This is a genomic window from Kribbella sp. NPDC004536 (assembly GCF_042873835.1).
Classification (GTDB): Bacteria; Actinomycetota; Actinomycetes; order Propionibacteriales; family Kribbellaceae; genus Kribbella.
Map to the genome: position 1 here is coordinate 969,558 of NZ_JBIALY010000003.1, position 26,866 is coordinate 996,423.

The window sequence follows — 26,866 nt, forward strand, 5'->3', positions numbered from 1 at the left end:
ACCGGCGCTACCTTCACGGCAGATGGAAAGCGCTTTCTAGAACGATGCCGAAGGAGCTCCGCACCATGACCAACCGAACCGTCCGCTCCGGCTTATGGCTGGGGTTGCTGGCAGTCCCAGCGGTGGCGTTCTTCCTGGTGTTCAGCTACGCGCCGCTGGCCGGCCTGGTGGTGGCGTTCAAGGAGTTCGACATCAGCAAGGGCATCTTCGGCAGCCCGTGGAACGGCCTGGCCAACTTCCGCTACTTCTTCACCTCGGGCGACGCCGAGCGGATCCTGTTCAACACGATCGTGCTGAACGTGCTGTTCCTGGCCGCGACGCTGGCGGCCGGCGTGACGCTCGCGATCATGCTGAACGAGATCCGCGGCCGCTTCTTCAAACGAGCGGCGCAGTCGACGATCTTCTTCCCGTACTTCGTCTCGCCGGTCGTGATCGCGATCATGCTGCAGGTCCTGCTGTCCGGCCCGAACGGCTCCGGCGGTGTGGTCAACGACGCCCTCGCCGGGTTCGGGCTGCCGACGGTCGGCTGGTACACCGAGCCGGGACCGTGGCCGTGGATCCTGACGTTCGTCAAGGTCTGGCAGATGGGCGGCTACATGAGCATCATCTTCCTGGCTGCGATCACCTCGATCCCCGAGGACGTGTACGAGGCGGGCCAGATCGACGGCGCGAGCCGCGCGCAGATGGCGTTCCGGATCACGCTGCCGCTGCTGAAGCCGACGGCCGCGGTGCTGCTCGTGCTCGGTGTCGGCCGGATCTTCTACGGCGACTTCGGCACCATCTACGCGATCGTCGGCGACAACGGCACGCTGTTCCCGACCACCGACGTGATCGACACCTACGTGTTCCGGTCGCTGCGCCAGATCGGCGACTTCGGCACCACCGCCGCGATCGGCCTGTTCCAGTCGGTGGTCGGCTTCGTACTGGTGTCGACCGCGGTGCTGATCCAGCGCCGCTACTCCAAGGAGACGAGTCTGCTGTGACCACCATGACTTCGAGCCTCGCGAAGGCGACGACGCGGACGAAGGCGCGCAGGACCGGCGGTCTGGAACCGTTCACGCTGATCAGCATCGTCGGCGTCGCGCTGTTCATGATCGCCTGCCTGATCCCGTTCTGGGTGATCGTGTCCGGTTCGTTCACCGACGAGCAAACCCTTGCGGTGAAGGGTTACAGTCTCCTCCCGCAGCCGTTCTCGGTAGCCGCGTACAAGCTGATCTTCACCGGCCCGACCCTGGTCAGTGCGTACGTCGCCAGCGTCTTCATCACGGTCATCGGTACGGTGCTGGCGCTCAGCTTCACGTCCGGTCTGAGCTGGGTGATCGCACGGCGGCTGCCGTACGTGAGCCGCCCGCTGGCGATCTTCGCCTACATCCCGATGCTGTTCAGCGGCGGACTGGTTCCGCTGTACCTGCTCGTCACGCAGTACCTGAAACTCCAGAACAGCTACTTCGCGGTGATCCTGCCGTTGCTGGTGGCACCTTTCCTGGTCTTCATCCAGGTGTCGGCGTTCCGCCAGCTGCCCGAGGAGATCCTGGACTCGGCCCGCGTCGACGGCGCGGGGGAGATGGCGATCTTCTTCCGGATCGGGCTACCGCTGTCCAAACCGATCCTCGCCGTCGTCGGCCTGTTCTACGCGGTGCACTACTGGAACGAGTGGTTTACCGCGCTGCTGTTCATGTCCGACGTGCACAAGTACCCGCTCCCGCTGCTGTTGCAGAACCTGATCTCGAACGTCTCGTTCTCCCAGATGCTGCCGACAGCCGCACAACAGACGACGCCGGTCTACCAGCTCCGGCTCGCGCTGACGGTCGTCACCATCGGCCCGATCCTGCTCGCGTACCCGTTCGCGCAGCGCTATTTCGTCAAAGGCATCACGCTGGGCGCCACCAAAGGCTGACGTCCACCACAACACTTTTCAGCACAACAGGAGGCATCGTGCCCGCCACACCACCCGCCGGCCTCAGCAGGCGCGGCTTCTTGGCCGCCGGCGGCGGCCTGTCCCTCGCAGCCGCGTTCGGCCTCAGCGCCTGCGGCGGCTCGTCGGCCACCGGTTCCGGCAAGTCCGCCGACACGCTCGCGCTGCTGCTGCCCGGTGACGCCCCCACCGGCTGGGACGCGGTCCTTGCCAAGGTCAACGAGAAGCTCAAGAAGGATCTCGGCTTCACGATCGCGCCGCAGTTCATCGCCTGGTCCAACTACCAGCAGCAGTCGCTGCTCAAGTTCACCGCCGGCGAGAACTTCGACACCGCGCTGCAGGCCCGCTGGCTGAACATGATCCAGCTGGTCGCGAGCAAGTCGCTGGTCCCGGTCGGCGACCTGATCAAGAAGTACCCGAACCTGAGCAAGAACCTCGACGCGCAGCTGCTCGAGCAGAACAAGTGGAACGGCAAGCTGTACGGGATCCCGCAGGTCAACTCGGCCGCCCGGTTCCACCACTTCACCGTCCGCCAGGACCTCGCCGACAAGCTCGGCGTCGGGGACATCACGTCGTTCGACCAGCTGGAGAAGTTCTGGTACGACGTGAAGCAGAAGCAGAAGATCACGCCGGTCGGTGTGTCCTCGAACATGCCGAAGCTGCTGGTCGCGTTCGCGCCGGTCGGCTGGCTGAACCAGCACGACTGGGAGAACCCGCACGTCAGCGTGCAGAGCTTCAGCGGTGGCTCGTTCCCGTTCTACCTGGCGCAGGACGGCAAGAGCACCGGGTCGTCGCACCCGATCCCATTCTGGGAGGCGCCCGGCGTGCTCGACGCGCTGCGCAAGGTACGGCAGTACTACCTCGACGGCATCATCAACAAGGACGCGCTGAACGTCGACTCGAGCACGATCGGGTCGCAGTTCGAGGCCGGCCGCATCGCGACCCGGTGGGCGATGACGGACGGGCTGTCCTCGCAGTCGCTGGCGCCGCTGCGCAAGGCGGTCCCGTCCGCGCAGATCGCGAACGTCGTACCGCTGCGTGGCGGCAAGGACGCGAAGCCGAACCAGACCTTCCAGGCGGACAACTTCGTCGTGCTGAACGTCAAGGGCCAGAGCAACGAACGGGCGATGCAGCTGGAGGACTGGGTCTCGATCAAGGAGAACCACGACCTGCTCAGCTACGGCGTCGAGGGGAAGGACTGGAAGCCGGTCGGTACGGACAAGTTCGAGCAGCTCACCGGGTACGGCTTCCCGGGGTACGCACTGTGCTGGCGGCAGAAGCTCGAGCTGAAGATCAAGGACATCACGCCGACCGAGGACACCTGGTTCGAGTGGGCGCAGAAGTACGAGAACTTCACTCTCGACCCGTACGCGTCGTTCGTCCCGGACGTCACCCCGGTGAAGCGGCAGGACAGCCAGGTCGCCGCCGCGATGACGCAGTACGGCAACCCGCTGTGGATCGGCGCGGTCGACGTCGACAAGGGGCTCGACACGTTGAAGAAGGCCGTCGACAAGGCCGGGCTGGCGGACCTGCAGGGCGAGATGGAGAAGCAGGCGGACGCTTACCTCAAGGGGCAGTGACCCCGATGTCCGCCCCACGAAGGAAGCTGGCGGTGGTCGCGCGCGAGGCCGGGGTGTCGATCTCGACCGTGTCGAAGGTCCTGCGCGCGTACCCCGACGTCGCACCGGCGACCCGGACCCGCGTACGTGAGGTACTGCTCCGGTTCGGGTATCCGGTGGACTCCGATCGGCGCGAGGAGTCGGCGCTCGTCGACGTGGTCGTCGCGAGTCAGAGCAGCGGCCGGGCCGGCGAGGTGCTGACCGGCCTCGCCGACGCCGCCCGCGAACCAGGGCTGGCGCTGGTCGTGACGACTGTCGACGGGGGAGAGCCGGTGCCCCGGCTCTGGCTGGAACGGCTGTTCGCCCGCGGTACGCGCGGTGTGGTCGGCCTCGACGTGGAATTCACCGACACTCAGTTGGCGTATCTGGCCGCGTACGACATTCCCTGTGTGGCCGTGGATTCCGGGACCTCGGGTCGCGAGGCGTTGGCCGCCGTCCTGGACGGTAGGTACCTCAGCCGCGCCGGCTGACCGAGCTGCGGACGACCACGTGGGTCGTGAAGAGCCGGTGGTCGCCGGTCCAGCCGGGCTGCTGGTGTGTTGAGTCCAGCGCGATCTTCGCGGCGGTCCGACCGAGTTCCTCGTACGGAACATGCACGGTGGTCAGCCGCGGGCGGAGGTCCTGGGCGAGTTCGACGTCGTCGTACCCGACGACCGAGAGGTCCTCGGGGACGTCGAGGCCGGACTCGGCGGCCGCAGCGTACACGCCCGCGGCCACCACGTCGGTCGCGGCGAAGACCGCGGTGAAGTCCTGCCCGGCTGCCAGCCGGCTCTTGGTCAGCTGGTAGCCGGACGCCCGGGTGAACACACCGTGGTCGACGAGCGAGCCGTCGTCCGGTACGCCGTAGTCGCGCAAGGCCCGGCGGTGCCCGGACAGGCGCTGAACGCTGGTGCTCTGCCGCTCGGGACCCGCGAGGAACAGGATCCGCCGGTGCCCTTGTGACAGCAGGTGGCTCGTCATCGCGTACGCGCCCTGCTCGTTGTCGTACTCGATCACGGCGGTCGGTACGTCGTCGCCGAGCGGGGGGCGCCCGCACAGCACGAGCAGTGATCCGGACGCGTGCAGCGACCGGGCCAGCTCGGTCATCCGCGCTCGGTCGTCGGCCGATTCGTTGGTGACGCCACCGATCAGGATGACCGCGCCGGCGCGTTGCTCGCGCATCAGCTGGACGAGGGCCAGCTCGCGGGCCGCCTCGCCCTGGCTCGTCCCGATCAGGCTGAGCCAGCCGCGGCGGGACGCCTCCTGCTCGACCCCGTGCGCCGCGTCCGCGAACGACTGCCCGCGGACGTCGGCGAGGATGAACGCGATCGTCTTCGACTGCACGCCCGCGAGCGCGCGGGCGTGGGTGTTGGCGGCGTAGTTCAGCTCGCGGATCGACCGCATGACACGCTGGTTCGCCGAGCGGGACACGGGATAGTTGCCGGCCAGTACGCGGGACACGGTGGCGGGCGAAACCCCCGCGTGCGCGGCCACATCGGCCAGCGTCGGGGAGTTCGTCGTCTTCCTCTTAGCCATGAGTCTCCCTGGGCGGAGCGGTCGAGTCCCGGATCACGACGTGTGTCCCGAGCAGCAGATGCTGGTCCAGCGCGTACTCGTCGCGGTGCAACGCGAGCCGTACGGCGGCGCGTCCGAGCTCCTCATGCGGGATGTGCACCGTCGTCAGCGCCGGGCTGAGATCGGCGCTGAGCGGGATGTCGTCGTACCCGGCGACCGAGATATCCTCGGGCACCCGCAGACCGGCCTCGCGGAGCGCGGCGAGCACCCCGCTGGCGACCATGTCGGTGATGCCGATGATCGCCGTCATGCCGGTGTCCCGGGTGAGCAACGCCTTGGTCTGCTGGTATCCGGACTCGCGGTCGAAGTTGCCGCCGACAACAAGTTCGGCGTCGACGGTCAGACCGTGTGCCCGGTGCGCGCGGGTGAAGCCGTCGAAGCGGGCGCTGGTCGTCGTGTGGCTCGGCTCCGCGGCGCCGACGAACGCGATCCGGCGGTGGCCGAGCGAGATCAGGTAGTTCGTCACGGCGAACGCGCCGCCCTCGTTGTCGTACTCCACGACGGTCGCCGGCGCATCCGGGCCGATCGGCGGGCGGCCGCAGAGCACCAGCCGGGAGCCGACGCGGTCCAGCGACCGCGCGATCTGCGCCATCCGCTCGAGGTGTTCGGGCGTCCGCAGGCCGCCGCCGACCAGGACGACCGCTTCGGCCTGTTGTTCGCGCATCAGCTCGATCAGCTCCAGCTCACGGTCGGCGTCGCCGTGGTGTGTGCAGACCAGACAGACCCGGCCCTCGGCGGTCGCCTGCTGCTCGACGCCCTGGCCGATGTACGCGAACAGCGGGCCGACCAGGTCGCGGACGACGAACGCGACGGTGCGGGTCGAGCCGCCGACCAGTGCGCGGGCCTGGGCGTTGATGACGAAGTCGAGCTCCTGCACGACCCGGAGCACGCGATTGCGGGTGGAGGCGCTGACCGGATAGTTGCCGGCGAGGACGCGTGACACCGTCGTGGCGCTGACGCCCGCGGCGGCGGCGACATCCTTCACGGTCGGTCTGGCCACGCGGCAGCTCCTGATCGGGTCGAAATTTTCTGGCCCTGACGGTACGTAGAAAACGTTAACTATGCTGCCATCCATGACCGCGAATGTCGAAGCCGGTGTTCCGCTCTGGCTGGCCGACACCGGCCCCGCAACCGGCCCCGCAACCGGCACGGCCGAGCCGCTGCTGCTGGTGCACGGCTGGGGCGGCGACGCGCGCGCGTGGAGCGCCCTGAACTTCGCGGGGCACCGCGTCCTGGCGGTCGACCTGCGAGGCCACGGCCACTCTCCAGTACTGCGCACCGGCTACCGGCCGGCCGACTACGCGAGAGACCTCACAGCGCTCGTCGAACGGTTGGAGGTCGGCCCGGTCGTCGCAGTCGGTCACTCGATGGGCGGGCAGATCGTGGCGGAACTCGCGCTCGAACGGCCGGACCTGGTGTCGGCGGTCGTCGCGATCGACCCGGCGTACGGCGCGGACGAGGCCGAAGCGGCGACCTTCGCGGAACGCCTTGCTGCATTGCGAAAGGAGGGCGCCGCGGCCGCGGTCCGCCAACTCGACCTGCCTGCCGGCGCCGTCCGCGACCAGCTGCTCGCGACACCAGGTCACGTCCTCGCCGAGAGCTACGCCGGCATGTACACGGCCCCGGACGCCTTCGGTGCCCGCCCGGCAGCCGCCGCCCGCCTGGCCGGACTGACTGTCCCACTCCTGTGCGTACGCCCAACCCCGTCCATGGCCGAGTGGGACATCAGCCTGCCGCTCCCGTACGGGTCGCGAACTGTGCTCTGGAACGGCTGCGGCCACTTCCTCCACCACGATCGTCCGGTGCAGTTCGTCAACCTTGTGGAGAACTGGTTGACATCATTGCCCGGGACGCTCGCGGAGCCGTCCGGCCAGCCGACGTGAACGATCCAGGCCTGCCGGCAGCTGGCCGACACCGGAAGTGGCGAGATAGATGCCCTGAGCAACGGTGTTCTGCTGTGCAGCAAGGCGACGCGGGCCGGCACTGCTCCCCGACAGCCGGCTCGCACATCGGATCGCGGCACAGAACCAAGTCGGACCCGGCCTCGGACCCGGCGGCCTACGCGCGGCGGCACAGGCCGGAACTGTCAGACCAGCGAGGGCGATGGCACGTCACCTGTGCCGACCGGCCTTGTGTACTGGCTGGTGAAGCGCCTAGAAGGGTGGCGGTTCGCCGGCGGGCCGTTGGACTTGGGGCGAGACCGGCCCGCGGGCCGGTGGGACGGTGGTGTAGCGGTGGCCGGTCGGGGCCTTCAGGGTGACGGAGCCGTCGGGATGGTTTGTCGTCGACCAGCCCCAGGCGGGAGTGTCTTTGATGACGTGGTGATATTCGCAGAACGGCGCGAGCCCGGCGAGACTTGTCGTTCCGGCTCGGGCATATGGCGTGCCGTGGTCGCGGTCGCATTCGCGGGAGATGCGATCGCAGCCGGGCCAGGCGCAGACGGGGTGGCGGGCGAGGAGCGTTTCAGTGATCAGTGCGCCGGGGTCGTGGCGGGTGGTGGATGCTTCGAGGACTGCGCCGTTGGTGGGGTCGGTGAGGATTCTGCGCCAGGTGCCGTCGGTGGCGATGTGGCGGGCCATGTCGGCGGGGATGGGACCATAGCCGGTGAGTTCGCAGGGGTCGTCGTTCATCCCGAGCAGGGTGGTGATGGGGGTGAGGATCTCGATGTGTGGGCGTCTGCGGTGCTGGTCGGGGAGTCGGCGGCCGAGCCAATCGAGTCCGTTGTGCAGCATGTGTTCGAACAGGTCGGCCATGACGTCCGCACGCCGCTGGGGCGCGATCCGCGCGTCCCGCGCCGCCCCGGCGGTCTCGGCGGTGCTGCCAGGGTGGGCGGTGCTGCCAGGGTGGGCGGTGCTGGCAGGGTGGGCGGTGTCGGCGGTCCCGGCGGTGCTGGTGGCCTTGCGGCTGGTGGAGGCCGCCGTTGCTGGTTGGCCGGCGCTGGGCGAATCTGTACGAGCCTTGCGGCGGCCGTGGGCTGGGCTCGGCGAGACGGTGCCGATGCCGGTGTCTGCGTGTTCGGTGGCTGTGTTGGAGCCGGCTGTGTCGGGGCCCGCGTGGCCGGCGCGCGCCCATGAGGTGCTGACCGGTTCGCTGTGTGGGGCGCTGCCGGGCGCGGTGTGCGACGTTCGGCTGTCCGTTGTGGCAGCGTCATCCCTCGGGCTGGCTGCGGCGGTCTGGGTGGTCGCGGCGGTCGGGGTGGTGGGGGTGGGGCGTTTGGCCAGGTCGGCCATGGCTTGGATGACTACCCACATTTGCTGGATCTTGTCGGCGGTGTGCACGACCCACAGGCCGGCCATGCCGTCCGCGAGGGGGACGATCTTGCAGGTGCGGTCGGCGATGGCGGCGCGGTGGTTGTCGGCGTCTTCGCGGGTCCTGTGTTTGGCGACTTGGCGGCGGAGTGAGGCGTTCAGGTTTTTGTGGGTCTGGCCTGGGGCGCGGCGCAGGACGTGGGCTTCGACGGCGCGGGCCGCGTGCTCGGGTAGCGAGCGGGTGGCTTCGGAGATCGCCAGGGCTTTGGACGGGGTCAGGGCGCCGCAGCGCAGTGCGGTGTGGGTGGCGGCCAGGGTGCTGGTCAGGTGCAACGCGGTGTCGATGTGGCGCTGCGCGGTGGAAGGTGCCAGGTGTAGCGCGGCGGCGACCTCGGCGGCCCAGGAGCGTTCGGGGTCGATGGGGCGGCCGGACGAGTCGAGCTGGGTGGGGCGAGGGATCTCGGTCGCCTGGGCCTTGCGCTGGCGGACGAACGACGCCATGGCGGCGCTCTTGATCGATGCGGCCCAGGACTCCATCCGGGCCGCGGCCTTCATTGCCTCGAGCGACGCGATCGGTGACTCGCACTGCGGGCGCAGCTCCTCCAATGCCGCGGCCAGTTCGGCGCCTGGCGGCAGGAACACCCAGGCAGGTGCCTTCAGGCGCAGCATGAAGCGTTCGGCCTCGTCCTGGTCGACGCCGGCCCATTCCTCCCACTCGAGCGCATCGACGCGTGACATCGGCGGCAGTTCGTCGTGCCGGTCCGGGTCCCACACATCGTCGTCGTACAGCTCGCCAGGCGGCAGGTACGAGTCTGTGAGCACGTCGGGTGGCCACCGATCAGGCGGCACTAGATCGGGCGGCACTAGATCGGCAGCGGACAGCGCAGCGGGACCGCCCGGCGAGGGTACGCCAAGGGCCGGATCGGTCGCTGTTGCTGTCATGTGCCCATATTAGAACAAGTGTTCCCTTGAACTCAAATGCTTGAGCCAGGCCGTGACCTGCGGTGTTGCGTTGTGGACAGTGTCCTGGACGTAGGCAGTCTGCCTAGCGCCGTGGCCTTGGTGTTGGATGAAGCGTGCTGCGTCGCTAGCGATGTCGTGCCAGACCTGCCCCTAGGCGTCCTGCTCCGATCGCGTGCCCATCACGCTCGTTCGGCTGGCTCGCGCATCGTCCATTCGAGCGGCAGCGCCGCGAACCACATCACGTCGATGCGCTCGCCCTGCCACACGCTGTGTGCGCGCATCGTTCCCTCGTGCACGAAGCCCGCTCGGCGGGCCACAGCAGCTGACGCTTCGTTGTCCGCCTCGACCGTCAGGAAGGCGCGAGCTGCGCCGAGCTCGAACAACCACCCTGTGAGCAGAACCACCGCCCGGGTCGCGTACCCGCCCCCTCGCGCGCTCGGCCCGATCCAGTAGCCGAACTGCGCTACATCTTCCTTCGACCAGTCATCGATGCCGCAGCAGCCGACCAGGCCACCAGAGGCTGCGTCGGTGATCGCGAATGCAACACCAGATGGCAGCTCCCCCGCGCCGAACGCCTGCCACCTCGACGCGAACTCGTCGACGATCGCTTCAGCGTCCACGATCGAGAGCGGCGGAGCCGGCCGTCCGAGTCGATCGTGGGCCCCGTTGTACCGCCGGATCGCTGGATCGGCGAATGCTTCCGCCATGAAACCGGCGTCATCTCTCGTCCACGGCCGGAGAGTGACCACACCGTCCGAGAGCGACACCACCGGAATATCGGCATCCGCCCCGCGTACGTCTAGTCGCTGCATGAAAGACATGACAGCATGAAAGCCATCGTTACGGAGGCTTGAGGGAACAAGTGCCCGACTGAATCAAATCGGGTTGACTCGTCGGGCGCCGCGAGGCCGCTCTCACGGAAGACGGCCGGCCGAGGTGTTCCGCAGCCGGGTGTCGCTGCGCGCGGGCGTTGAGCGGGTCCGCGCGCAGCGAGGCGATGCTAACGGCGCTGGTGTCGGAGGCTGGTTCTGCCGGGACGGCGGCTGCCGCGAGGACGGCGGCGTGGAGGTCGGCGTGGAGGTCGGCGTGGAGGTCGCGGTGGTGGTGGATGAAGGGCACAGTGTGCTGGGCGAGATCTGGTCGTTCGAGTCGGTACCGTACTACGCCGGCTTGGTGGTCGAGGGCTGGCTGTCCTACTTGGCGTAGGTGAGGGTGCCGAAGCCGGTTTGGTCGAAGCCGCCGCTGTTCGGGCCGTAGTCGCCGCCGCCACCCTCGGGCCGTACCTGTGCGGCCATCGCCGAGATGTACGGCACGGACAGGTACTTCCGGCGCGTGTAGTGGTAGTGCAGGATCTCCCACACCGGCCGCAGTTGTCCTCGGCTCGCGCTGGAGATCACGGTGTGCTCCTGGTAGGCGCAGTTCTGCCCGGTTCCCCAGGTGTACTTCGTGAACGGCACGTCCTCACCCAGGTTGTACTTCGCGACGTACTGCGCGGCCTTCATGAACCGGTTGTTGTCGTACCCGTACAGGTCGTCGCCCTGGTTCCACGCCATCTCGCAGAACGCGCCCATCTGGCCCATGCCCATCATCGTGTGGCCCTGGTCGCGTCCCGACTCCTGCCACTGCGCGAGTCCCTGGTCGTCGTACACGAACGGGATCGCGTGCGCGATCGACCCGTTGCCGGCGCCGTTCTTGAAGTAGTTCACGGCCTGGTCGTACTTCGCCCCGTCGTCGCAGAGGATGCCGATGGCAAGGATCGAGTTCATGTTGCAGAGGTCCCAGTTCGCCCAGTAGTTCGTGATGCAGGCACCGTTGTGGTCGAGCAGGAACTGGTTGTTCAGCGGGTAGAAGACGTTCAGCAGCATGGTCTTGAACCGGGCGAGGTCGAAGCCCGGGTAGCCGCGCAGCAGCTCGGCGACGTTCGCGAACTGGTACCCGTAGATGCCGGCCGCCAGGAACCGGTCTGCGTTACCTGTCACAGTGGTGAGCTTGGCCGACCAGGCGTTGAGGATGTTCCGCGCGCAGTCGCCGTTCGCGCTCGTACCCTGCACCTGCCAGCGCAGCGCGTTCTGGTACGCGGCATGGATGTCGTTGTAGAGGATGCCGTAGTTCTCGCCGGTGCCGCCACGGATGACGGTGGCCTGCGGGTTCGGCTGCCAGGTTGACTGGGCGTGGCTGTTGGCCACCAGCCGGTTCCAGCCGGACAACCACGGATCGTTGCCCGCGGCAACACGAACCTTGGCCCGGTTGAGATCACCCCAGTTGTGCAGCGCTCCGGGGTGGGTGAAGGTCGCCGGCGCGGCGGCCGCCGACTGGCCGAGGGCCGCGGCAGCCGCGGCGCCTCCGGTGAGCTTGAACAGCGTACGTCGCTTCATCCTTCTCCTTGGGGCGGTCGAGGGTCAGGCGCCCTGACACCCTGCCCAGGCAGGCCGAAGCCGAGCAAGACGACGATGCGCGGCGAAATTTTCAGTTGCGGTCCCTACCCTGGTCGTTCGCCGGGTAGCAGCAGGCAGAAGCGGGTCGGGGAGCACCTGGCAAGGGTCAGGCGGCCGCCTGCTGCTTCGGTGAGGCTGCGAGCCAGGGACAGCCCGATGCCGGCGTCCCGCCGGAAGAGGGCGGGGGCAGGGGTGCTGATGCTGCCCTCGTCCTCGACGTCGATCGCAGTGGTGTCGAGGACGTCGTGGGCCGTGACGCGGACGGTGCCGTGGCCGTGGGTGTGGGCGTTGTCGAGCAGGACGTCGAGGATCTGGCGACAGCCGGCCAGAGGTACGCGGCGCCCGCCGACCGAGGGCTCGACGGTGAAGACGATCCGGCGGCCGGTGCCGGCGAGCAGACCGTGCCAGCGGTGCTCGGTCTCGGCGAACAGGTCGGTCAGCGTGGCGAGCGCCCCTCGGTGGTCCTCGGTGGGCACCCGGGAGAGTTCGAGCACGTCCTGGACCGTGCGTTGCAGCCCGCTCGTCTGTCGCAGGGCGTCGTCGACTGCGTGACGGGTGTCGGTGGCAGGGTCCGTCTGGGCGGTTTCGAGCGTCAGCCGGAGCCCCGCCAGCGGGGTACGAAGCTGATGCGCCGCGTCGGTGGCGAAGCGGTGCGCATGGTCCAGGACTCGCGAGAGTCTTTCCACCATGGTGTTCTGGGCCGTGGCGAGGGCGTCCACCTCGGCGATGCCGGTCGGGTTCGCGCGCGCGGACAGGTCGCCGGCGGTGACCGCATCGGCGATCCGGGCCAGAGACTCCAGCGGTGCGCTCAGCCGGCGGGCCTGCCAGGTCGCGACCCCGGCACCGATCAGTAGTGCAACGACGGCACCACCGAGTACGGCCAGCCAGGCGAGCGCGATCCGGGTCCAGACGGCGCTGACCGGAGAGGAGGCGCGGACCACGCCGATCACTTGCTCGGACGAGGCGACCGGTACCGCGGCGATCAGCGAGCCGGCGGACTCGCCCAGTACTGCGTGCCCGGCGAGGCCGGCCCGGGTGCTGTCGTCGGCGATCTGCGGTCCGGTGCCCGCACGCAGCCGGAGCGTCCGGTCGTAGACCGCGAGCTGCCGGTCGGCCGCGGCCGCAGGCAGTTCGACCGGGTCACCGGCGGTGAAATCGGGGCCGACCTGCACCGCGGCGGCCAGTGCCGTACGTTCGAGTTCGGCGCGCTCGTCGGCGAAGAACGAGATCCGGATGCCGATCGCCAGCGGTACCGCCACCAGGATCAGCGAGACCAGTGCAGCCACGAGCGCGACCCGGATGACACGGCGCCGCATGCCACCATCATGCGGGTGCCGAAGCGCTGCCGGCGGAAGGTTTTGCCGTCCTCTAACCTCGGTCGTTCCGGACGCTTACCCGCCGGTTCCTAGCGTCGAACGCATGAAGATCCGGCCGGTACTCACGCTGTCGCTCACCGTCGTCCTGGTTGCTTGCACCGGCAGCCCACCCGGTGGTGCCGCCACCCCCGGCACCTCTGCGAACAGCGTGCCGAACACCTCAGTGGGAACCCCTCCCGAGCGGTCCGGCGCACCGTCGACGGCGCAGTCTTCGAAGCCGGTGGTGACCGAGTCGAATCCGCCGGGTGACATCCCGGACAACCAGGCGTTCGTGGCGTTCCAGGGAACCGGCTTCTCGGTCAAGGTGCCGGAAGGCTGGGCGCGGACCGCGGCCGGGACCACCACGTCGTTCACCGACAAGCTGAACCGGATCGAGGTCACACCGTCCAGTACGTCCGTCGCGCCGACGACGCAGTCGGTGACCAGTACGGTCGTCCCGGAGCTCAGCCGGACCGTGCCGCGGTTCGCACTCGGCACGATCAGTGAGATCACCCGGCCGGCGGGCAAGGTCGTGCTGGTCACCTACCAGGGCGACTCCGCGGCGGACCAGGTGACCGGCAAGGTCGTCCGCGACGCCTTCGAACGGTATCTGTTCCACCGCGGCGGCAAGCAGGTCGCGCTGACCCTGATCGGTCCGGTGAACGCCGACAACGTGGACCCGTGGAAGACCGTCTCGGGCTCCTTCCGGTGGGCCTGATGACCGACGACGTGTTGTGCTGCCACGAGCTGTACCGGTTCTATCGCTGCGGTGACGAGGAGACGCCGGCGTTGCGTGGCGTCAGTCTGCGAATCGCCCGGGGCGAGGTGGTTGCCGTCGTCGGGCCGTCCGGTTCCGGCAAGTCGACGTTGCTCGCCTGCCTGGCCGGGCTGGACGAACCGGACGGTGGCGCGGTGACGCTCGGCGGTGAACGGGTCAGCCACCGTCCGGAGGCCGAGCGCGCGCGGATCCGCAGCCGCCGGCTCGGCGTCCTGCTGCAGTCCGGCAACCTCGTCGCCCACCTTTCCGTACGGGCGAACATCCAGCTGGTCCAGGTCCGGACCAGGAGTGGCGAACGGCCGGGACCTGACGAGTTGCTCGAACAGGTCGGGTTGCGGGAGCGGGCGTCCGCCCTGCCGCGGGAGCTGTCCGGCGGGGAGCTGGCGCGGGCGGGGCTTGCGGTTGCGCTGAGCAACGATCCCGACGTGTTGCTGGCCGACGAGCCGACCGGTGAACTCGACGGCCGGACCGAACAGCTCGTCCTGGACCTGATCCGGGCGCGGACCCAGGACAGCCGCGGCGTACTGCTCGTGACGCACAGCGCCGCGGTGACCGGGATTGCGGATCGCGTGATCGCCTTGTCCGACGGGAGGATCGCGGCATGACGCTGGTCCGCTGTGCCGACGCCGCGCGCACCTTCGGGCGCGGCGATCAGGCTGTGGTCGCTGTCCACGGTTGCACCTGCGCGGTCGAGCCGGGCGCGCGGATCGCGATCACCGGTCCGTCCGGTTCCGGCAAGTCGACGGTGCTGCACCTGCTGGCCGGTCTCGAGGTCCCGACCGGCGGGACCGTCGAATGGCCCGCACTCGGCGCTACGGCGGTCGAACGGTCACGCGACATCGCCGTCGTCTTCCAAGGTCCCAGCCTGCTCCCGGCGCTGACCGTGGCGGAGAACGTGGGCCTGGCCGCCGTACTCACGGGAGTACCCGAAGCCAAGGCCGATCAACGGGCCGTCGCCGCGATGGAGACGGTCGGCGTCGCCGCGCTGGCGGATCAGCTCGCGGACACGTTGTCCGGTGGGCAGGCGCAGCGGGTGGCCGTTGCCCGGGCGATTGCCCTGCGCCCGCGGCTCGTGCTCGCCGACGAGCCGACCGGGCAACTCGACGCGGAAACCGGCGCGCACGTCCTTGACGTACTGCTCGCGGCCGCGGCCGCGACCGGCGCCGCGCTGGTCGTGACGACCCACGACCCGGCGGTCGCGACACGGCTGGCCGAGCAGTGGCAGCTGACCGACGGCCGATTGGTCGTACCGGCTGAGGAAGGTGTCCGCCGATGACACTCTGGCTGCGGGGACTGGTCCGCCACCGGGCCTGGCGGATGCTCGCGACCGCGGCCGGCGTCGGCCTGTCGGTCGCGCTGCTCGCCGCGATCGGCGCCTTCCTGACGGCTTCGAAGGCGACCATGACCGCTCGTGCGATCGCGACCGTCGCCGTCGACTGGCAGGTCGAGGTACAGCCGGGCGGTGATCCGGCTGCGGTCCTGGCCGCGGTCCGCCAGGCGTCCGGAATCACGACGGCACTGCCGGTCGAGTTCGGCCGTACGACGGGATTCCAGGCCACCGCCGACGGCTCGACGCAGTCCACCGGCCCCGGTGTCGTACTCGGGCTCCCGGACGACTATCGCGCCGCGTTCCCCGGCGAGATCCGGCCGTTGAGCGGACGGTCGGACGGCGTGCTGCTCGCCCAGCAGACCGCGGCGAACCTGCATGCGGCGCCGGGCGACACGATCCGGATCGGCCGGCCGGGGCTGCCGCCCGTAGCGGTCACGGTGGACGGCGTGATCGATCTGCCGCAGGCCGACTCGCTGTTCCAGAAGGTCGGCGCGCCGCCGCAGTCGCAACCGTCCGCGCCGCCGGACAACGTCCTCCTGCTGCCGGCCGATCGCTTCGCCCGGCTGATGGGTCCGGTCGCCGCGGTGGATCCGCAGGCGATCACGACCCAGGTCCACGCGCATCGCACCGCCGCCCTGCCGCACGCACCGGCGGCCGCCTACACCTCGGTGGTTGGTGCGGCCCACAATGTGGAGGCGGCGTCGGCGGGGTCGGCGGTGGTCGGGGACAACCTTGCCGCGGCGCTCGACGCGGCCCGCAGCGACGCCGCGTACGCGCAGATCCTGTTCCTCTGCCTCGGCCTGCCAGGGGCCGTGCTGGCCGCCTTGCTGACGGCCGCGGTGGCCGGCTCCGGAGCCGGCCGGCGCCGGCGCGAACAGGCGTTGCTGCGGGTCCGCGGATTCGGCATCCGCCGCGTCCTGAGGCTGGCGGCGCTGGAAGCCGCGCTGGTCGGTGTCCTCGGCGGCGCCCTGGGTCTGCCGGTGGCGGCGATCGTCGGGCGGACCGCGTTCGGCAGCACGTCGTTCGGGGCCGGGACGGGGTCCACGCTGCTGTGGTTCGCGATCGCGTTCGGCGCCGGTCTGCTGATCGCCGGACTGACGGTGCTCCTGCCCGCGGTCCGTGACCTGCGCGGCAGCAGCGTGGTCGCCGCGCGACGTCAGGTCGACCGCGTCGGTAACCCGTTGTGGATGCGCGCCGGGCTCGACTTCGGCTGCCTGATCGTCGCGCTCCTGGTGTTCCGGGCGTCGAGCGCCAACAATTACTCGCTGGTGCTCGCGCCCGAGGGCGTACCGCAGATCTCCGTTTCCTACTGGGCGTTCTTCGGGCCGGCCTTGCTGTGGATCGGCGGAGCGCTGTTGTTGTGGCGCCTCGCCTCGCTGGCGTTGGCACATGGACGCGGCGCGCTGACCGTACTGGTCCGGCCGTTGACCGGGCGGTTGGCGCGGACGACCGCCGCAAGCATGTCCCGGCAGCGCACGCCGCTGGTGCGGTCCGTCGTACTGCTGGCGCTGGCGATCTCGTTCGCTGTGTCGACGGCGACGTTCAACGCCACCTACCGACAGCAGGCCGAGGCCGATGCGGTGCTGACGAACGGCGCGGACGTCACCGTCACCGAGTCACCCGGAGTCGTCGCCGGCCCGGACGCCGGTACCGCGCTGGCCGCGATCCCGGGAGTGCGCTCGGTGGAACCGTTGCAGCACCGGCTCGCGTACGTCGGGTCGGACCTGCAGGACTTCTACGGTGTACGGCCGGACACGATCGCCGGTTCGACCGCGCTGCAGGACGCGTACTTCGCCGGCGGTACGGCGCGATCGCTGCTCCGGCAGCTGGCGCACCGGCCGGACGCGATCCTGGTCAGCGACGAGACCGTGAAGGACTTCCAGCTCTCGCCCGGGGACCTGATCCGGCTGCGGTTGCAGGACAGCCGGACGAAGGGCTTCCGGGCCGTGGCCTTCCACTATGCCGGGATCGTGAAGGAGTTCCCGACCGCGCCGCGGGACAGTTTCTTTGTCGCGAACGCGGCGTACGTCGCCAAGGCGACCGGTAGCGATGCGATCGGGTCGTTCCTGCTGGACACCGGCGGCAGGAACCAGGCAGCGGTCGCGGCCGCCGTCCGGAGCACGCTCGGCGACTCCGCGAAGGTGACCGATCTGACCCAGGTCCGGGCGCAGGTCGGATCCAGCCTGACGTCGGTCGATCTGGCCGGGCTGACCCGGTTCGAGCTCGCGTTCGCGGTGCTGATCGCGGCCGGTGCGGGTGGCCTGGTGCTGGCGCTCGGGATCGCCGAACGGCGCCGCGCCTTCGCCATCGCGACAGTTCTCGGCGCTCGCCGGTGGCAGCTGCGTGGGCTGGTGCTGGGCGAGGCGCTGGCGGTGACGATCGGCGGCCTGACCGGCGGTGCGCTGATGGCGTGGGGGCTGGCCGGGATGCTGATCAAGGTACTGACCGGTGTGTTCGATCCGCCACCGTCGGCGGCCGCGGTGCCGTGGCCGTACCTGTCGGCGACCGTCGTGGTGGCGGTGGCTGCGATCGCCGTCGGTGCGTTGGCGAGCGCACGTTCCTCGGCCAGGCCCGCGGTCGAGGAGCTGCGGGAGCTGTGACTCAGCCCGTTCTCAGTTGGGCCGTCCTACGGTCGGGGGTGTGAAGTCCACGGCCGAACGTACGTCCGTGGTCGTCGTCGAGGACGACGACCGGATCGGGCGGTTGCTCGAGCGGGCGCTGACCGGGAGCGGGTACGAGACGTTCTGGGCGCGTACCGGGCGGGCAGGCCTGGCCGTTGCGCGGCGGGAGCGGGCCGAGGTCGTCCTCCTGGACCTCGGTCTGCCCGACGCCGACGGGGTGGATCTCGCCCGGACGTTGCGGGCAGAACTGCCGGCGTTGTTGCTGGTGATGCTGACCGCACGCGGCGAGGAGATCGACATCGTGTCGGGGCTCGACGCCGGAGCCGACGACTACCTGGTCAAGCCCTTCAGCCTGACCGTGTTACTGGCACGGCTGCGGGCGCACCTGCGGCGCCGCCCGGCGCCGCCGGTCGAGGGCCCGGTCGCGATCGCGGACCTGACCGTGGACACCGCAGCCCGCCGCTGCCTGGTCGCGACCGCCGAGCTGCCGCTGCGCCCGAAGGAGTACGAGCTGCTGGAGACGCTGGCGCTGAACGCCGGCGCCGCGGTCTCCCGCGAGGACCTGATGGCGACGGTCTGGGACGAGAACTGGTTCGGCTCGACGAAGACTCTCGATGTGACGATCGCCGCACTGCGCCGGCGCCTGGAGGCCGCGCGGGCCGCCGTACCGTCGCTACGCCTGCCGACCGTGTCGACCCTTCGTGGTCATGGCTATCGCCTGGATCCACCTGCGACGCGCACGCCTCAGCCGCCGTCGGGATCGAGGCGGTAGCCCATGCCTCGGAGGGTTTGGATGGCGTTTCGTTCGAAGGGTGCGTCGAGTTTGCGGCGCAGGTAGCGGATGTAGACCTCGACGACGTTCGGGTCGCCCTCGAAGGCCGGGTCCCAGACGCTGTCCAGGATCTCGGTCTTGCTGACGGTCTCGCCGCGGTGCCGCATCAGGAACTCGAGCAGCCCGTACTCGCGGCGGGTCAGCACGATCTCCTTCCCGCCGCGCTCCACCCGGCGCCGGACCGGGTCCAGGTGCAGGTCGCCGGCGGTCAGCACCACCGGGCGTTCCGGCGCGCCGCGGCGGATCAGCGCGCGCAGCCGGGCGATCAGGATGATGAAGCTGAACGGTTTGGTCAGGTAGTCGTCGGCGCCCAGGTCGAACGCGTCGGTCTGGTCGTAGTCGCCGTCCTTCGCGGTCAGCATCAGCACCGGCGCCCAGACGCCGCGTTCGCGGATCTGCTCGAGCACCTTGTACCCGTTCAGCTTCGGCAACATGATGTCGAGCACGATCACGTCGTACGGCTTCTCGGTCGCGGCCCAGACGGCGTCCTCACCGTTGTGCACCACCTCGACCACGAACCCGTCCTCGGTCAGCCCGTGCCGAACCGTCTCGGCCAGAGGAATCTCGTCCTCGACAATCAGCACCCGCATGGTCCCAGTGTCGGCCCAATTCGCTGAGAGCAACCTGAGTCAATCCGCAGGAAGTGGCAACGTGACGGTAGCGACGGTGCCCTGTGAGGCGGCAGGGGCCAGTGTGACAGTTCCGTGATGAGCTTTGACGATCTCCTGGACGATCGACAGGCCGAGCCCGGAGCCGCCGCTGGCCCGGGCGCGGCTGGTGTCCAGGCGGACGAACCGTTCGAAGACACGCTCGCGTTCCGCCGCGGGGATCCCGTCGCCGTCGTCCTCGACGGTCAGCACGGCGCGACCGTCGCTCTCCGTCGTACCCAGCCGTACGGTCGTGTGTGCCGCGGTCGCGGCGTTCTCGACCAGGTTGCGGATCAGTTGGGTCAGCCGCAGCCGGTCCCCGACGACGCGGACCGGCCGTACGTCGGCCACCACCGTCAGCCGGCCGGCCGAGCGAAGCCGTACGACCTCGGTCTCGACCAGGTCGTCGAGGTCGACGTCCGTACGGTGCATCGGCAGCGCGGCGTCGTCGGCCTTCGCGAGCAGCAGCAGGTTCTCGACCAGCCGACGCATCCGCTCGGTCTCGCCGGTCATCAGCTGATGCAGTCCTTGCCAGGTCGCGCCGCGCGCCGACGGCTCGATGACGTCGAGGCCGGCCGACACCGTCGCCAGCGGCGACCGCAGCTCGTGGCTGGCGTCGGCGACGAACCGCCGCTGGTTCGCCTGCCCCGCCTGCAACCGGTCCAGCATCTCGTTCATCGTCGCCGCGAGCCGCGCGATCTCGTCGTCGGTCTGCGGTACGGGTACCCGCTCGGTCAGATCGCTCGACTCGATCCCGCGGACCCGCGTCCGGATCCGCTCGACCGGCCGCAACGCCTGCCCGGTGAGCAGCCAGCTCGCCAGCCCGACCACGAACAGCAGTACCGGGAACCCGATCGTCAGGTACTGCGTGACCGTGGCGACGGTCGCCCGCTGCGTCTCGATCGACGCGGCGACCACGGCCGTGTACGTGGTACCGCCGTACTCGATGCCTCGCGCAACGACCAGGTAGTCGTGATCGTCGTCCAGCAACGGCATCTCACCGACCTCGGCGCGCTGTACCGTCCCGTTCGCCGGCCGCAGCCCGGTGAGCGGAGCCGACTCGGCGCGGGCCGACGACGCCGCGACGATCCGCCCGGAGCTGTCCAGTACCTGCACGATCTGGCTCGAGCGAGTCGTCTTCGCGAGGTAGCTGTGCAGGTTCTCGACGCCTTCCGAACCGACCTGCGCGGCGACGTCCGCCGCCCGGCCGTCGGCGGCGTCGGACGCGGCGGTGATCAGCGCGCGCTGCAGGAGCAGCAACAGTACGGCCGCGCCGAGCGCCATCGCGGCAGCGACGACCACGACCGCGGCGGCCGCGGACCGGCTACGGACACTGGCACGGCGAAGCCGCGAGATCACCAGCAAGTGGAGCGCTCCCTCTCAGATCATGGTGTCCGCCAGTGTCGCGGAAATCGACTGAGTGACGCCTGAGTGCCGGAGAATCGCTGACTCAGCACGCTCTAAGGGCACCGTGCCTAGCGTCGAAAAGGTGACACACGAAAAGTCCGGCCCGCGGACCTTGTCCGGTTGGGGGCGGACGATCCGCCGTACGTGTGAGGTGCGGCGGCCGACATTCGACGGCGGGCTGGTCGACCTGGTGACGGCCGAGCCGCGGCTGACTGTGCGCGGCGCCGGGAAGAGCTACGGCGACGCAGCGCTGCCGGGCTCCGGCGGTCCCGGGGTGGTGCTGGAGCTGACGGAGTTCGACCGCATCGTCTCCTTCGACGAGGGCAACGGGGTGGTTGTCGTCGAGGCTGGTGCGCTGCTGAAGGACCTGATCGACCAGACGCTCCCGATCGGCTGGAAGCTCCCGGTGGTGCCGGGGACCGAGCGGATCACGGTCGGTGGCGCGATCGCGTGTGACGTGCACGGGAAGAACCATCCGGGCGCGGGATCGTTCGGTCAGCACGTGGTGTGGCTCGCGTTGCTGCGTTCGGACGGCACGATCGTCCAGCTGTCGGCGGGCCAGGATCCCGACGGTTTCTGGGCGACGATCGGCGGGATGGGGTTGACCGGTGTGATCCTGCGCGCGGCGATCCAGTTGCAGCGGGTCGACACCGGCTGGATGATCAGGAACCGGCGCCGGACCCGTTCGCTGGACGAGACCCTGGACGCGATGCGGGCGGCCGCGGGACGGCAGGAGCTCGATCCGGAACGGTACGCGATCGCCTGGCTGGACGCGCGCGGTTCGGCGCCCGGGCGCGGCATCGTCGACGAGTACTACGGCGCCGGCACACTGGACCTCCCGGGCGCGGTCGCGCCGTTCCCCGAGACGCGGCCGCCGAGCGCGCGCTACCGCCGGTCGCTGCCCGGGCGAGGAGTCGTGTCGAACACCACGATCGCGGCCGCGTCGGCGGCGCGCTGGCACTTGAGCAGGTCGGCCAACTCGCAGCTCGTCGCGATGCGCGATGCCCTGTGCCCGCTCGATCGTGCGGACGCGTGGCCGGCTGCCTTCGGGCGGGGCGGTCTCGTGCAGTACCAGTTCGCCGTACCGGCCGACGAGATCGGGACGATCCACGAAGTGCTGTCCTACCTCGGTAGGCACGGGTTGCCGCCCGCGCTCGCGACGTTGAAGAACCTCGGGTTCGGTACGGCCGGCGCGCTGTCGTTCCCGATCCCGGGCTGGACGCTTGCCGTCGACCTCCCCGCACGCCGGCTGGGCACGTTGCGGCCGCTCGACAAGCTCGTCGCGGGCGCCGGCGGCCGGGTCTACCTGGCGAAGGACGCGGTGACCGATCCGGAGCTGATTCCGTTGATGTACCCACGCCTGCCGACCTGGCGGCGCACCCAGCGACGGCTCGACCCGGCCGGGCGCTGGACGTCCGGGCTGGCCGAACGCCTCGGGCTGCTGTCATGACCGGGTCCTTACTGCTCGTTGGTGGGTCCTCCGAAATCGGCATGGCGGTACTGATGCAGTTGCTCGGGCCCGCGCCGCGCCAGGTGATCCTGGCCGGCCGCATGAGCGCCGAGCTGCGGCGCAATGCCGAGAAACTCCGCGACGCGGGGTTCCCGGTGTCGACGGCGGAGTACGACGCGACGCTCGGCGGTGCCCTCGACGACGACGCCCTCGACAAGCTGCTCGACGACGCCTGCGCCGGACATCCACTGGAAGTGGCGATCGTCGCGGTCGGATCGATGTCGGCCACCTCCTTCGCGGAAGGGTTGCTGGTGAACGGAACTGCGGTGTCACTGTTGCTCCAGGCGTTGGTACGCCGCAGACCGGAGCAGATCGTGCTGTTGTCGTCGGCGGCCGCGGTCCGGCCGCGGACGTCGATCGCGGCGTACTCGCTGGGCAAGCAACTCGCGGACTCGACCGGATTGTTGCTCGGTCGACAGTCCGGCGTCCGGCTGCTGGTCGTCCGGCCAGGCTTCGTGACGACACGGATGACCGCCGGGTTGCCGAAGCCGCCGCTGGCGACCGATCCGGAGCACGTGGCGCGGCGGGTGGCCGCGGCGGTCGACGCACACCGGACGGTCGTGTGGGTGCCCGGCGTGATGGGCCTCGCCGTACGCGTCCTCGGTCTGCTGCCACGCAAACTACTTCCGGCGGGATGGCGATGAAACAGAACGCACGCGAACGCAGGCCGCGCCGGTTCCGGAAGCGGTGGATCGCGCTCGTCGTCTGTCTGCTCCTGGTGGTTCCAGCGGTGTCGTACGTCCGCGCTCTGCTGTACCCGGGCAGCGCGAGTTTCAGCGTGCGGACGGTCGAATGGTTCCGGGACCACGGCGGCGGCCCGATCATCGACACCATCGAGACCTGGAAGTACTCGCACCAACAGCCGCCGGCGACCGGCACCCCGGCCGACACCACCATGCCGGACGCGATTCCGCTGCCGACGACCAGGGGCGGCACCACCGGGCGGGGCACCACCACGCCGGGCGCGACGGCCGACCCGGCCACCGCTGGGCTGCCGACCGTGCAGCTCCTCGCGGGCGCCACACCGCTGGCACACGAAGGGGCCTGGTCGGTCGCGCGGCAGTCCGCCTCCGGTACTCCGCTGCTCTGGACCACCTGGTTCCGCGCCGATCCCGCCCACCTGCCCGTCTCGGCCGCGGCCGCCCTGCTGCCGCGCGACACCTACCACCTGCACCTGATGCCCGGCACCCGCGAGCCGATCGTCGGCATGAAGTCCAGGAACGGGTACTCCGTACCGCGGTCCGACCGGTCCGCCCTGATCGCCACCTTCAACGCCGGCTTCAAGATGAAGGACTCGCACGGCGGCTGGTGGACCACCGAGTCGTCGGCGGTACCCCTCGTCGACGGCCGCGCGTCGGTGGTGATCTTCCGCGACGGCTCCGCCCGGATCGGCACCTGGAACCGGACGATCCGGATGACGCCGGACGTGGTCGCGGTCCGGCAGAACCTGGATCCGCTGATTGCCGACGGCCGGATCGCGGACAATCTGACGATCAACGCCAACGGTACCTGGGGGACCACGCGCAGCCAGTTCCAGTACACTTGGCGGTCCGGGCTCGGAACGGATGCCCACGGCAACCTGATCTACGTGGCCGGCAACAAGCTCACGCTCGCGACGCTGGCCGCGGCGATGCACCAGGCCGGGATCGTGCAGGGGATGGAGCTCGACATCCACCCGGCGATCGTGAGCTTCAACCTCGAGCAGCCCGGACCGAACGGTACGGTATCCAGCCGCCGGCTGCTGAACTCGATGAACCCGCCCGCCGATCGCTACCTGGTCGACGACCAGCGCGACTTCTTCTACGTGACCACGAAATGACCGGCGTCCAGGTACCGGTTCCGGTCCGGCAGCGGGAGTCCACGGCGCATGCGCTGTTCCGGCTCAGCCGCCCACAGCAGTGGCACAAGTCGGTCATGCTGTTCGCCGCACCAGCCGCCGCCGGCGCGCTCGAGTCGCCGATCGTCGTGCTGGAGGCGGCGATCGCCGCCGTCGGGTTCGTCCTGCTCGCCGTCGCGATCTACGCCTTCAACGACATCCGGGATGCTCCCGACGACCGCAGACATCCGCGCAAGCAGCTGCGCCCGGTCGCAGCCGGCGCTCTGAGTCCGCTGACGGCAGCGGCCTTCGGTACGACGTCCGCGCTGCTCGGGCTCGCGGTCGTCAGCGGTCTCGGCTGGAAGACGTTCGCGCTCGGGGCCGCCTACCTCGTCGCCCAGGTGCTGTACGTCGCCGGCCTCAAGCACATCGCGGTCGTCGACCTGGTCGTCGTCGCGCTCGGATTCGTGCTGCGCGCAGCAGCAGGCGGTACGGCGGCAGGACTGCCGGTGTCGCACTGGTTCCTGCTGGTTTCGCTGTTCGGTGCGATGTTCCTCGTGACCGGGAAGCGCAAGGCGGAGCACCTCGCCGCCGGCAACGCGGTCAGCCGGCCCGTACTGGCGGCGTACCCGAGTTCGTGGCTCGATCAAGTGATGACGGTGTCATTGCTCGGGACCGCGCTGTCGTACGGCATGTGGGCGTTCCAGTACCTCGGCCACGACGTCCACCGAGAACTGCTCGCCGTCTCGTTCCTGCCGTTCTTCACCGGGCTGCTCCGCTACGCCCTGCTCGTCTCCACCGGCCGCGGCGAGGAGCCCGAACACGAGATCTTCCGCGACCGCGTCCTGCTCACCGCCGGCCTCACCTGGACCGTCCTGCTCACCGTCGGCCTCTACTTCGCCTGACCGGTCATGCCGGGTTCGGTGCGGCCAGGCCGATGTCGTAGGCGAAGATCACCGCCTGGACCCGGTCGCGGGCGCCGATCTTGGCCAGGACGCGGCCGACGTGGGTCTTCACCGTCGACTCGGACAGGTGCAGCCGGCCGGCGATCTCCGGGTTGGTCCAGCCGTGCGCGATCGCGACCAGGATCTCGCGCTCACGTTCGGTCAGTCCGCGGAGCCGGTCGTCGTCGTCCGCGCGGGTCCCGCGCGGGACCTGGAGCGCATAGGTGTCGAGCAGCCGCCGGGTCAGCGCCGGCGCGATGATCGCGTCACCGGCCGCGACCGCGCGGATCCCGCCGAGCAGTTCCTCCGGCCGGGCGTCCTTCAGCAGGAACCCGCTCGCCCCGGCCCGGAGCGCGGCGTGCGCGTACTCGTCCAGGTCGAACGTGGTGAGCACCAGGATCCGCGAGCGATTGCCGCTGGCAACGATCTGCCGGGTGGCCTCGATGCCGTCCATCCCGGGCATCCGGATGTCCATCAGGACGACGTCGGGACGCAGCTCGGCCGTTCGGCGGACAGCCTCCGAGCCGCTGCCGGCCTCGCCGGCGACCTGGGTCTCGGGTACGGACTCGAGCAGGATCCGCAGGCCCAGGCGCTGCAGCGGCTGGTCGTCCACGATCAGTACTGTCGTCATCAGGTCCTCGGGGAGAGATCGAGCTCGGTCTGCACCCGCCAGCCGCCGGTACGGGTACGGCTGGTCCGGACGACGCCGCCATAGAGCGCCGCCCGTTCCCGCATACCGATCAGGCCTTGGCCGGCGTCCTCCGTGGTGCCGGGCGGTATGCCGAGCGGTCCGGAGTCCTCGACCTGAATCCGGAGTTGCTGGTGTACGACCTCGAGCGACACCTGCGCCTCGGTCTCCGGCCCGGCGTGCTTCAGCGCGTTCGTCAGCGCCTCCTGCACGATCCGGTACGCGGCGAGCTGGAGACCCCGGTCGGCCGGGAACTCGCCGGCGGTCCGATAGCTGACCCGGGGACCGGCGGCCCGGATCCGCTCGCACAACGCGTCGAGGTCGGCGATCCCCGGTTGCGGGCTGAGCTCCGGTACGGCGGGTTCGTCGCGCAGGGCTCCGAGCGTACGGCGGAGGTCGTTGAGCGCGTCCCGTCCGGTCTCGCCGATCAGCGTGAGCGCCTCGACGGTCCGCTCCGGGTTCACCCGGGCCGCGTACGCGCCGCCGTCGGCGAGCCGGATGATCACCGACAGGTTGTGCCCGAGGATGTCGTGCATCTCGCGGGCCACCCGGGTCCGTTCGCCGGCGACCGCGAGCAACGCGCGCTGGTCCCGTTCGATCTCCAGCCGGGCGGCGCGGTCCCGCAGACCGGCGAGCTGCGAGCGCCGGATCCGGACCACCAGGCCGAGCGCGATCGCGGCGGTCATCGCGCTGATCAGGAAGAACGCGATCTCGGCCACCGCCGCGACCACCGAGATCCGCTTGATGGCGAGTGTGAAGACAGCCAGGGTGATCGCGCACGCCCACAGGAGCCGGCGCAAAGAGCTGTGCAGAGTCAGGCTGTAGAGCGCGATCAGCAGAGCGACGTCCGCCCGGAGGAAGACCAGCAAGGACCACTGGACGGTGAAGGCTGTCGCGGTCAGTACGAAGGCGGTCATCGGTGCGCGCCGCCGTACGAAGAGCGGGAGCACCAGGCCCGCCTGGAGCGCGATCAGACCCCAGAGGGGCAGCCGGGTGAAGACGCCGGCCAGCTCGCGTGGGTCGGTGCCGCGCACCAGGTCAGGTATGCAGAACAGCACGATGGCGACGACGACCACGAGCGTGTCGAGCGCCCACGGGACGGCGCGGTCCGCCCGGCGGAGCCGCCGGGCGACCTGGCTGAGGCGGACCACCCAGGGGTGCCGCCACAACGCGTCTTCGCCAGTCACCGTACTCACGACTCCAT

Annotated in this window: 25 protein-coding genes; 15 read left to right on the top strand and 10 right to left on the bottom strand. The window is 69.8% G+C overall.

What is annotated here, in order from left to right; translation table 11 throughout:
* Positions 1–65: 65 nt before the first annotated feature.
* Genes ACFYRU_RS29980 through ACFYRU_RS29995 form a run of 4 tightly spaced genes read left to right on the top strand, consistent with a single transcriptional unit; the run spans position 66 to position 4,004 of the window.
* Positions 66–983, top strand: coding sequence for an ABC transporter permease (locus ACFYRU_RS29980; protein ID WP_387664488.1), 918 nt, complete (start codon positions 66–68; stop codon positions 981–983).
* Positions 980–1,897, top strand: coding sequence for a carbohydrate ABC transporter permease (locus ACFYRU_RS29985; RefSeq protein ID WP_387664491.1), 918 nt, complete (start codon positions 980–982; stop codon positions 1,895–1,897). The genes ACFYRU_RS29980 and ACFYRU_RS29985 overlap by 4 nt, the downstream gene beginning before the upstream one ends.
* Before the next feature lie 38 nt (positions 1,898–1,935).
* Positions 1,936–3,495, top strand: a complete 1,560-nt coding sequence (locus ACFYRU_RS29990; protein WP_387664494.1) for an ABC transporter substrate-binding protein — start codon at positions 1,936–1,938, stop codon at positions 3,493–3,495.
* Positions 3,496–3,500: 5 nt separating this feature from the next.
* Entirely contained in the window at positions 3,501–4,004 is a 504-nt protein-coding gene (locus ACFYRU_RS29995; protein ID WP_387664497.1) for a LacI family DNA-binding transcriptional regulator, read from the top strand.
* Here ACFYRU_RS29995 and ACFYRU_RS30000 read toward each other — a convergent pair.
* The gene (locus tag ACFYRU_RS30000; RefSeq protein WP_387664500.1) at positions 3,988–5,049 is read right to left on the bottom strand and encodes a LacI family DNA-binding transcriptional regulator; all 1,062 of its coding nucleotides are present in this window, start codon (positions 5,047–5,049) and stop codon (positions 3,988–3,990) included. The genes ACFYRU_RS29995 and ACFYRU_RS30000 overlap by 17 nt on opposite strands.
* On the bottom strand, positions 5,042–6,088 hold the full coding sequence (locus ACFYRU_RS30005) for a LacI family DNA-binding transcriptional regulator (RefSeq protein ID WP_387664502.1): 1,047 nt from the start codon (positions 6,086–6,088) through the stop codon (positions 5,042–5,044). Before ACFYRU_RS30005 ends, ACFYRU_RS30000 begins: the two co-directional genes overlap by 8 nt.
* Before the next feature lie 73 nt (positions 6,089–6,161).
* Here ACFYRU_RS30005 and ACFYRU_RS30010 point away from each other — a divergent pair, with 73 nt between their 5' ends.
* Positions 6,162–6,971, top strand: coding sequence for an alpha/beta fold hydrolase (locus ACFYRU_RS30010; protein ID WP_387664505.1), 810 nt, complete (start codon positions 6,162–6,164; stop codon positions 6,969–6,971).
* A 270-nt stretch (positions 6,972–7,241) separates the two neighbouring features.
* Here the strand turns inward: ACFYRU_RS30010 and ACFYRU_RS30015 are convergent, their stop codons facing one another.
* The gene (locus tag ACFYRU_RS30015) at positions 7,242–9,278 is read right to left on the bottom strand and encodes a DUF222 domain-containing protein (protein WP_387664507.1); all 2,037 of its coding nucleotides are present in this window, start codon (positions 9,276–9,278) and stop codon (positions 7,242–7,244) included.
* 200 nt (positions 9,279–9,478) lie between these two features.
* Positions 9,479–10,120 carry a GNAT family N-acetyltransferase gene (locus ACFYRU_RS30020; RefSeq protein WP_387664509.1) on the bottom strand — a complete coding sequence of 214 codons (642 nt, stop codon included), beginning with the start codon at positions 10,118–10,120 and terminating at the stop codon, positions 9,479–9,481.
* A 241-nt stretch (positions 10,121–10,361) separates the two neighbouring features.
* On the opposite strand from ACFYRU_RS30020, the gene ACFYRU_RS30025 reads away from it, so the two are divergent.
* Positions 10,362–10,505: a hypothetical protein gene (locus ACFYRU_RS30025; protein WP_387664511.1), complete on the top strand. Its 144-nt coding sequence runs from the start codon at positions 10,362–10,364 to the stop codon at positions 10,503–10,505.
* Here the strand turns inward: ACFYRU_RS30025 and ACFYRU_RS30030 are convergent.
* The gene (locus ACFYRU_RS30030) at positions 10,493–11,674 is read right to left on the bottom strand and encodes an alginate lyase family protein (RefSeq protein WP_387664514.1); all 1,182 of its coding nucleotides are present in this window, start codon (positions 11,672–11,674) and stop codon (positions 10,493–10,495) included. The genes ACFYRU_RS30025 and ACFYRU_RS30030 overlap by 13 nt on opposite strands.
* Before the next feature lie 104 nt (positions 11,675–11,778).
* Entirely contained in the window at positions 11,779–13,050 is a 1,272-nt protein-coding gene (locus ACFYRU_RS30035) for a sensor histidine kinase (protein ID WP_387664516.1), read from the bottom strand.
* A 103-nt stretch (positions 13,051–13,153) separates the two neighbouring features.
* Between ACFYRU_RS30035 and ACFYRU_RS30040 the strand changes: the two genes are divergently transcribed.
* The 5 genes from ACFYRU_RS30040 to ACFYRU_RS30060 are packed head-to-tail and all read left to right on the top strand — an operon-like array spanning position 13,154 to position 18,590.
* On the top strand, positions 13,154–13,807 hold the full coding sequence (locus tag ACFYRU_RS30040; protein WP_387664519.1) for a hypothetical protein: 654 nt from the start codon (positions 13,154–13,156) through the stop codon (positions 13,805–13,807).
* Positions 13,807–14,472 (top strand): ABC transporter ATP-binding protein, encoded by a 666-nt coding sequence (locus ACFYRU_RS30045; RefSeq protein WP_387664522.1) that lies wholly within the window; start codon positions 13,807–13,809, stop codon positions 14,470–14,472. Before ACFYRU_RS30040 ends, ACFYRU_RS30045 begins: the two co-directional genes overlap by 1 nt.
* Positions 14,469–15,143: an ABC transporter ATP-binding protein gene (locus ACFYRU_RS30050; protein ID WP_387664524.1), complete on the top strand. Its 675-nt coding sequence runs from the start codon at positions 14,469–14,471 to the stop codon at positions 15,141–15,143. The genes ACFYRU_RS30045 and ACFYRU_RS30050 overlap by 4 nt, the downstream gene beginning before the upstream one ends.
* Positions 15,140–17,797 carry an FtsX-like permease family protein gene (locus tag ACFYRU_RS30055; RefSeq protein ID WP_387664526.1) on the top strand — a complete coding sequence of 886 codons (2,658 nt, stop codon included), beginning with the start codon at positions 15,140–15,142 and terminating at the stop codon, positions 17,795–17,797. Before ACFYRU_RS30050 ends, ACFYRU_RS30055 begins: the two co-directional genes overlap by 4 nt.
* A 40-nt stretch (positions 17,798–17,837) precedes the next feature.
* Entirely contained in the window at positions 17,838–18,590 is a 753-nt protein-coding gene (locus tag ACFYRU_RS30060) for a response regulator transcription factor (RefSeq protein ID WP_387664529.1), read from the top strand.
* Here ACFYRU_RS30060 and ACFYRU_RS30065 read toward each other — a convergent pair.
* Positions 18,563–19,240, bottom strand: coding sequence for a response regulator transcription factor (locus ACFYRU_RS30065; protein ID WP_387664532.1), 678 nt, complete (start codon positions 19,238–19,240; stop codon positions 18,563–18,565). The genes ACFYRU_RS30060 and ACFYRU_RS30065 overlap by 28 nt on opposite strands.
* Positions 19,241–19,279: 39 nt before the next feature.
* A complete protein-coding gene (locus tag ACFYRU_RS30070; protein WP_387664535.1) occupies positions 19,280–20,656 on the bottom strand; it encodes a sensor histidine kinase in 1,377 nt (458 codons plus the stop codon).
* A 130-nt stretch (positions 20,657–20,786) separates the two neighbouring features.
* On the opposite strand from ACFYRU_RS30070, the gene ACFYRU_RS30075 reads away from it, so the two are divergent.
* From ACFYRU_RS30075 to ACFYRU_RS30090, 4 genes are read left to right on the top strand one after another with little or no spacing between them, the layout of a single operon-like run.
* The gene (locus ACFYRU_RS30075; RefSeq protein ID WP_387664537.1) at positions 20,787–22,154 is read left to right on the top strand and encodes an FAD-dependent oxidoreductase; all 1,368 of its coding nucleotides are present in this window, start codon (positions 20,787–20,789) and stop codon (positions 22,152–22,154) included.
* A complete protein-coding gene (locus ACFYRU_RS30080; RefSeq protein ID WP_387664539.1) occupies positions 22,151–22,858 on the top strand; it encodes an SDR family NAD(P)-dependent oxidoreductase in 708 nt (235 codons plus the stop codon). The genes ACFYRU_RS30075 and ACFYRU_RS30080 overlap by 4 nt, the downstream gene beginning before the upstream one ends.
* Complete coding sequence (locus ACFYRU_RS30085; RefSeq protein WP_387664542.1) at positions 22,855–24,033, top strand: hypothetical protein; 1,179 nt, start codon at positions 22,855–22,857, stop codon at positions 24,031–24,033. The genes ACFYRU_RS30080 and ACFYRU_RS30085 overlap by 4 nt, the downstream gene beginning before the upstream one ends.
* Entirely contained in the window at positions 24,030–24,935 is a 906-nt protein-coding gene (locus ACFYRU_RS30090) for a decaprenyl-phosphate phosphoribosyltransferase (RefSeq protein WP_387664544.1), read from the top strand. The genes ACFYRU_RS30085 and ACFYRU_RS30090 overlap by 4 nt, the downstream gene beginning before the upstream one ends.
* A 4-nt stretch (positions 24,936–24,939) precedes the next feature.
* Here the strand turns inward: ACFYRU_RS30090 and ACFYRU_RS30095 are convergent, their stop codons facing one another.
* Positions 24,940–25,605: a response regulator gene (locus ACFYRU_RS30095; protein ID WP_387664546.1), complete on the bottom strand. Its 666-nt coding sequence runs from the start codon at positions 25,603–25,605 to the stop codon at positions 24,940–24,942.
* Positions 25,605–26,858: a sensor histidine kinase gene (locus ACFYRU_RS30100; RefSeq protein WP_387664548.1), complete on the bottom strand. Its 1,254-nt coding sequence runs from the start codon at positions 26,856–26,858 to the stop codon at positions 25,605–25,607. Before ACFYRU_RS30100 ends, ACFYRU_RS30095 begins: the two co-directional genes overlap by 1 nt.
* Between the last annotated feature and the right edge of the window lie 8 nt (positions 26,859–26,866).

Bases quoted from the DNA above. Each gene is read 5' to 3' on its own strand.
- ACFYRU_RS29980 (WP_387664488.1), top strand. From the start codon at position 66: ATGACCAACCGAACCGTCCGCTCCGGCTTATGGCTGGGGTTGCTGGCA.
- ACFYRU_RS29995 (WP_387664497.1), top strand. From the start codon at position 3,501: ATGTCCGCCCCACGAAGGAAGCTGGCGGTGGTCGCGCGCGAGGCCGGG.
- ACFYRU_RS30000 (WP_387664500.1), bottom strand. From the start codon at position 5,049: ATGGCTAAGAGGAAGACGACGAACTCCCCGACGCTGGCCGATGTGGCC.
- ACFYRU_RS30010 (WP_387664505.1), top strand. From the start codon at position 6,162: ATGACCGCGAATGTCGAAGCCGGTGTTCCGCTCTGGCTGGCCGACACC.
- ACFYRU_RS30015 (WP_387664507.1), bottom strand. From the start codon at position 9,278: ATGACAGCAACAGCGACCGATCCGGCCCTTGGCGTACCCTCGCCGGGC.
- ACFYRU_RS30020 (WP_387664509.1), bottom strand. From the start codon at position 10,120: ATGTCTTTCATGCAGCGACTAGACGTACGCGGGGCGGATGCCGATATT.
- ACFYRU_RS30030 (WP_387664514.1), bottom strand. From the start codon at position 11,674: ATGAAGCGACGTACGCTGTTCAAGCTCACCGGAGGCGCCGCGGCTGCC.
- ACFYRU_RS30035 (WP_387664516.1), bottom strand. From the start codon at position 13,050: ATGCGGCGCCGTGTCATCCGGGTCGCGCTCGTGGCTGCACTGGTCTCG.
- ACFYRU_RS30040 (WP_387664519.1), top strand. From the start codon at position 13,154: ATGAAGATCCGGCCGGTACTCACGCTGTCGCTCACCGTCGTCCTGGTT.
- ACFYRU_RS30045 (WP_387664522.1), top strand. From the start codon at position 13,807: ATGACCGACGACGTGTTGTGCTGCCACGAGCTGTACCGGTTCTATCGC.
- ACFYRU_RS30050 (WP_387664524.1), top strand. From the start codon at position 14,469: ATGACGCTGGTCCGCTGTGCCGACGCCGCGCGCACCTTCGGGCGCGGC.
- ACFYRU_RS30055 (WP_387664526.1), top strand. From the start codon at position 15,140: ATGACACTCTGGCTGCGGGGACTGGTCCGCCACCGGGCCTGGCGGATG.
- ACFYRU_RS30065 (WP_387664532.1), bottom strand. From the start codon at position 19,240: ATGCGGGTGCTGATTGTCGAGGACGAGATTCCTCTGGCCGAGACGGTT.
- ACFYRU_RS30080 (WP_387664539.1), top strand. From the start codon at position 22,151: ATGACCGGGTCCTTACTGCTCGTTGGTGGGTCCTCCGAAATCGGCATG.
- ACFYRU_RS30085 (WP_387664542.1), top strand. From the start codon at position 22,855: ATGAAACAGAACGCACGCGAACGCAGGCCGCGCCGGTTCCGGAAGCGG.
- ACFYRU_RS30090 (WP_387664544.1), top strand. From the start codon at position 24,030: ATGACCGGCGTCCAGGTACCGGTTCCGGTCCGGCAGCGGGAGTCCACG.
- ACFYRU_RS30095 (WP_387664546.1), bottom strand. From the start codon at position 25,605: ATGACGACAGTACTGATCGTGGACGACCAGCCGCTGCAGCGCCTGGGC.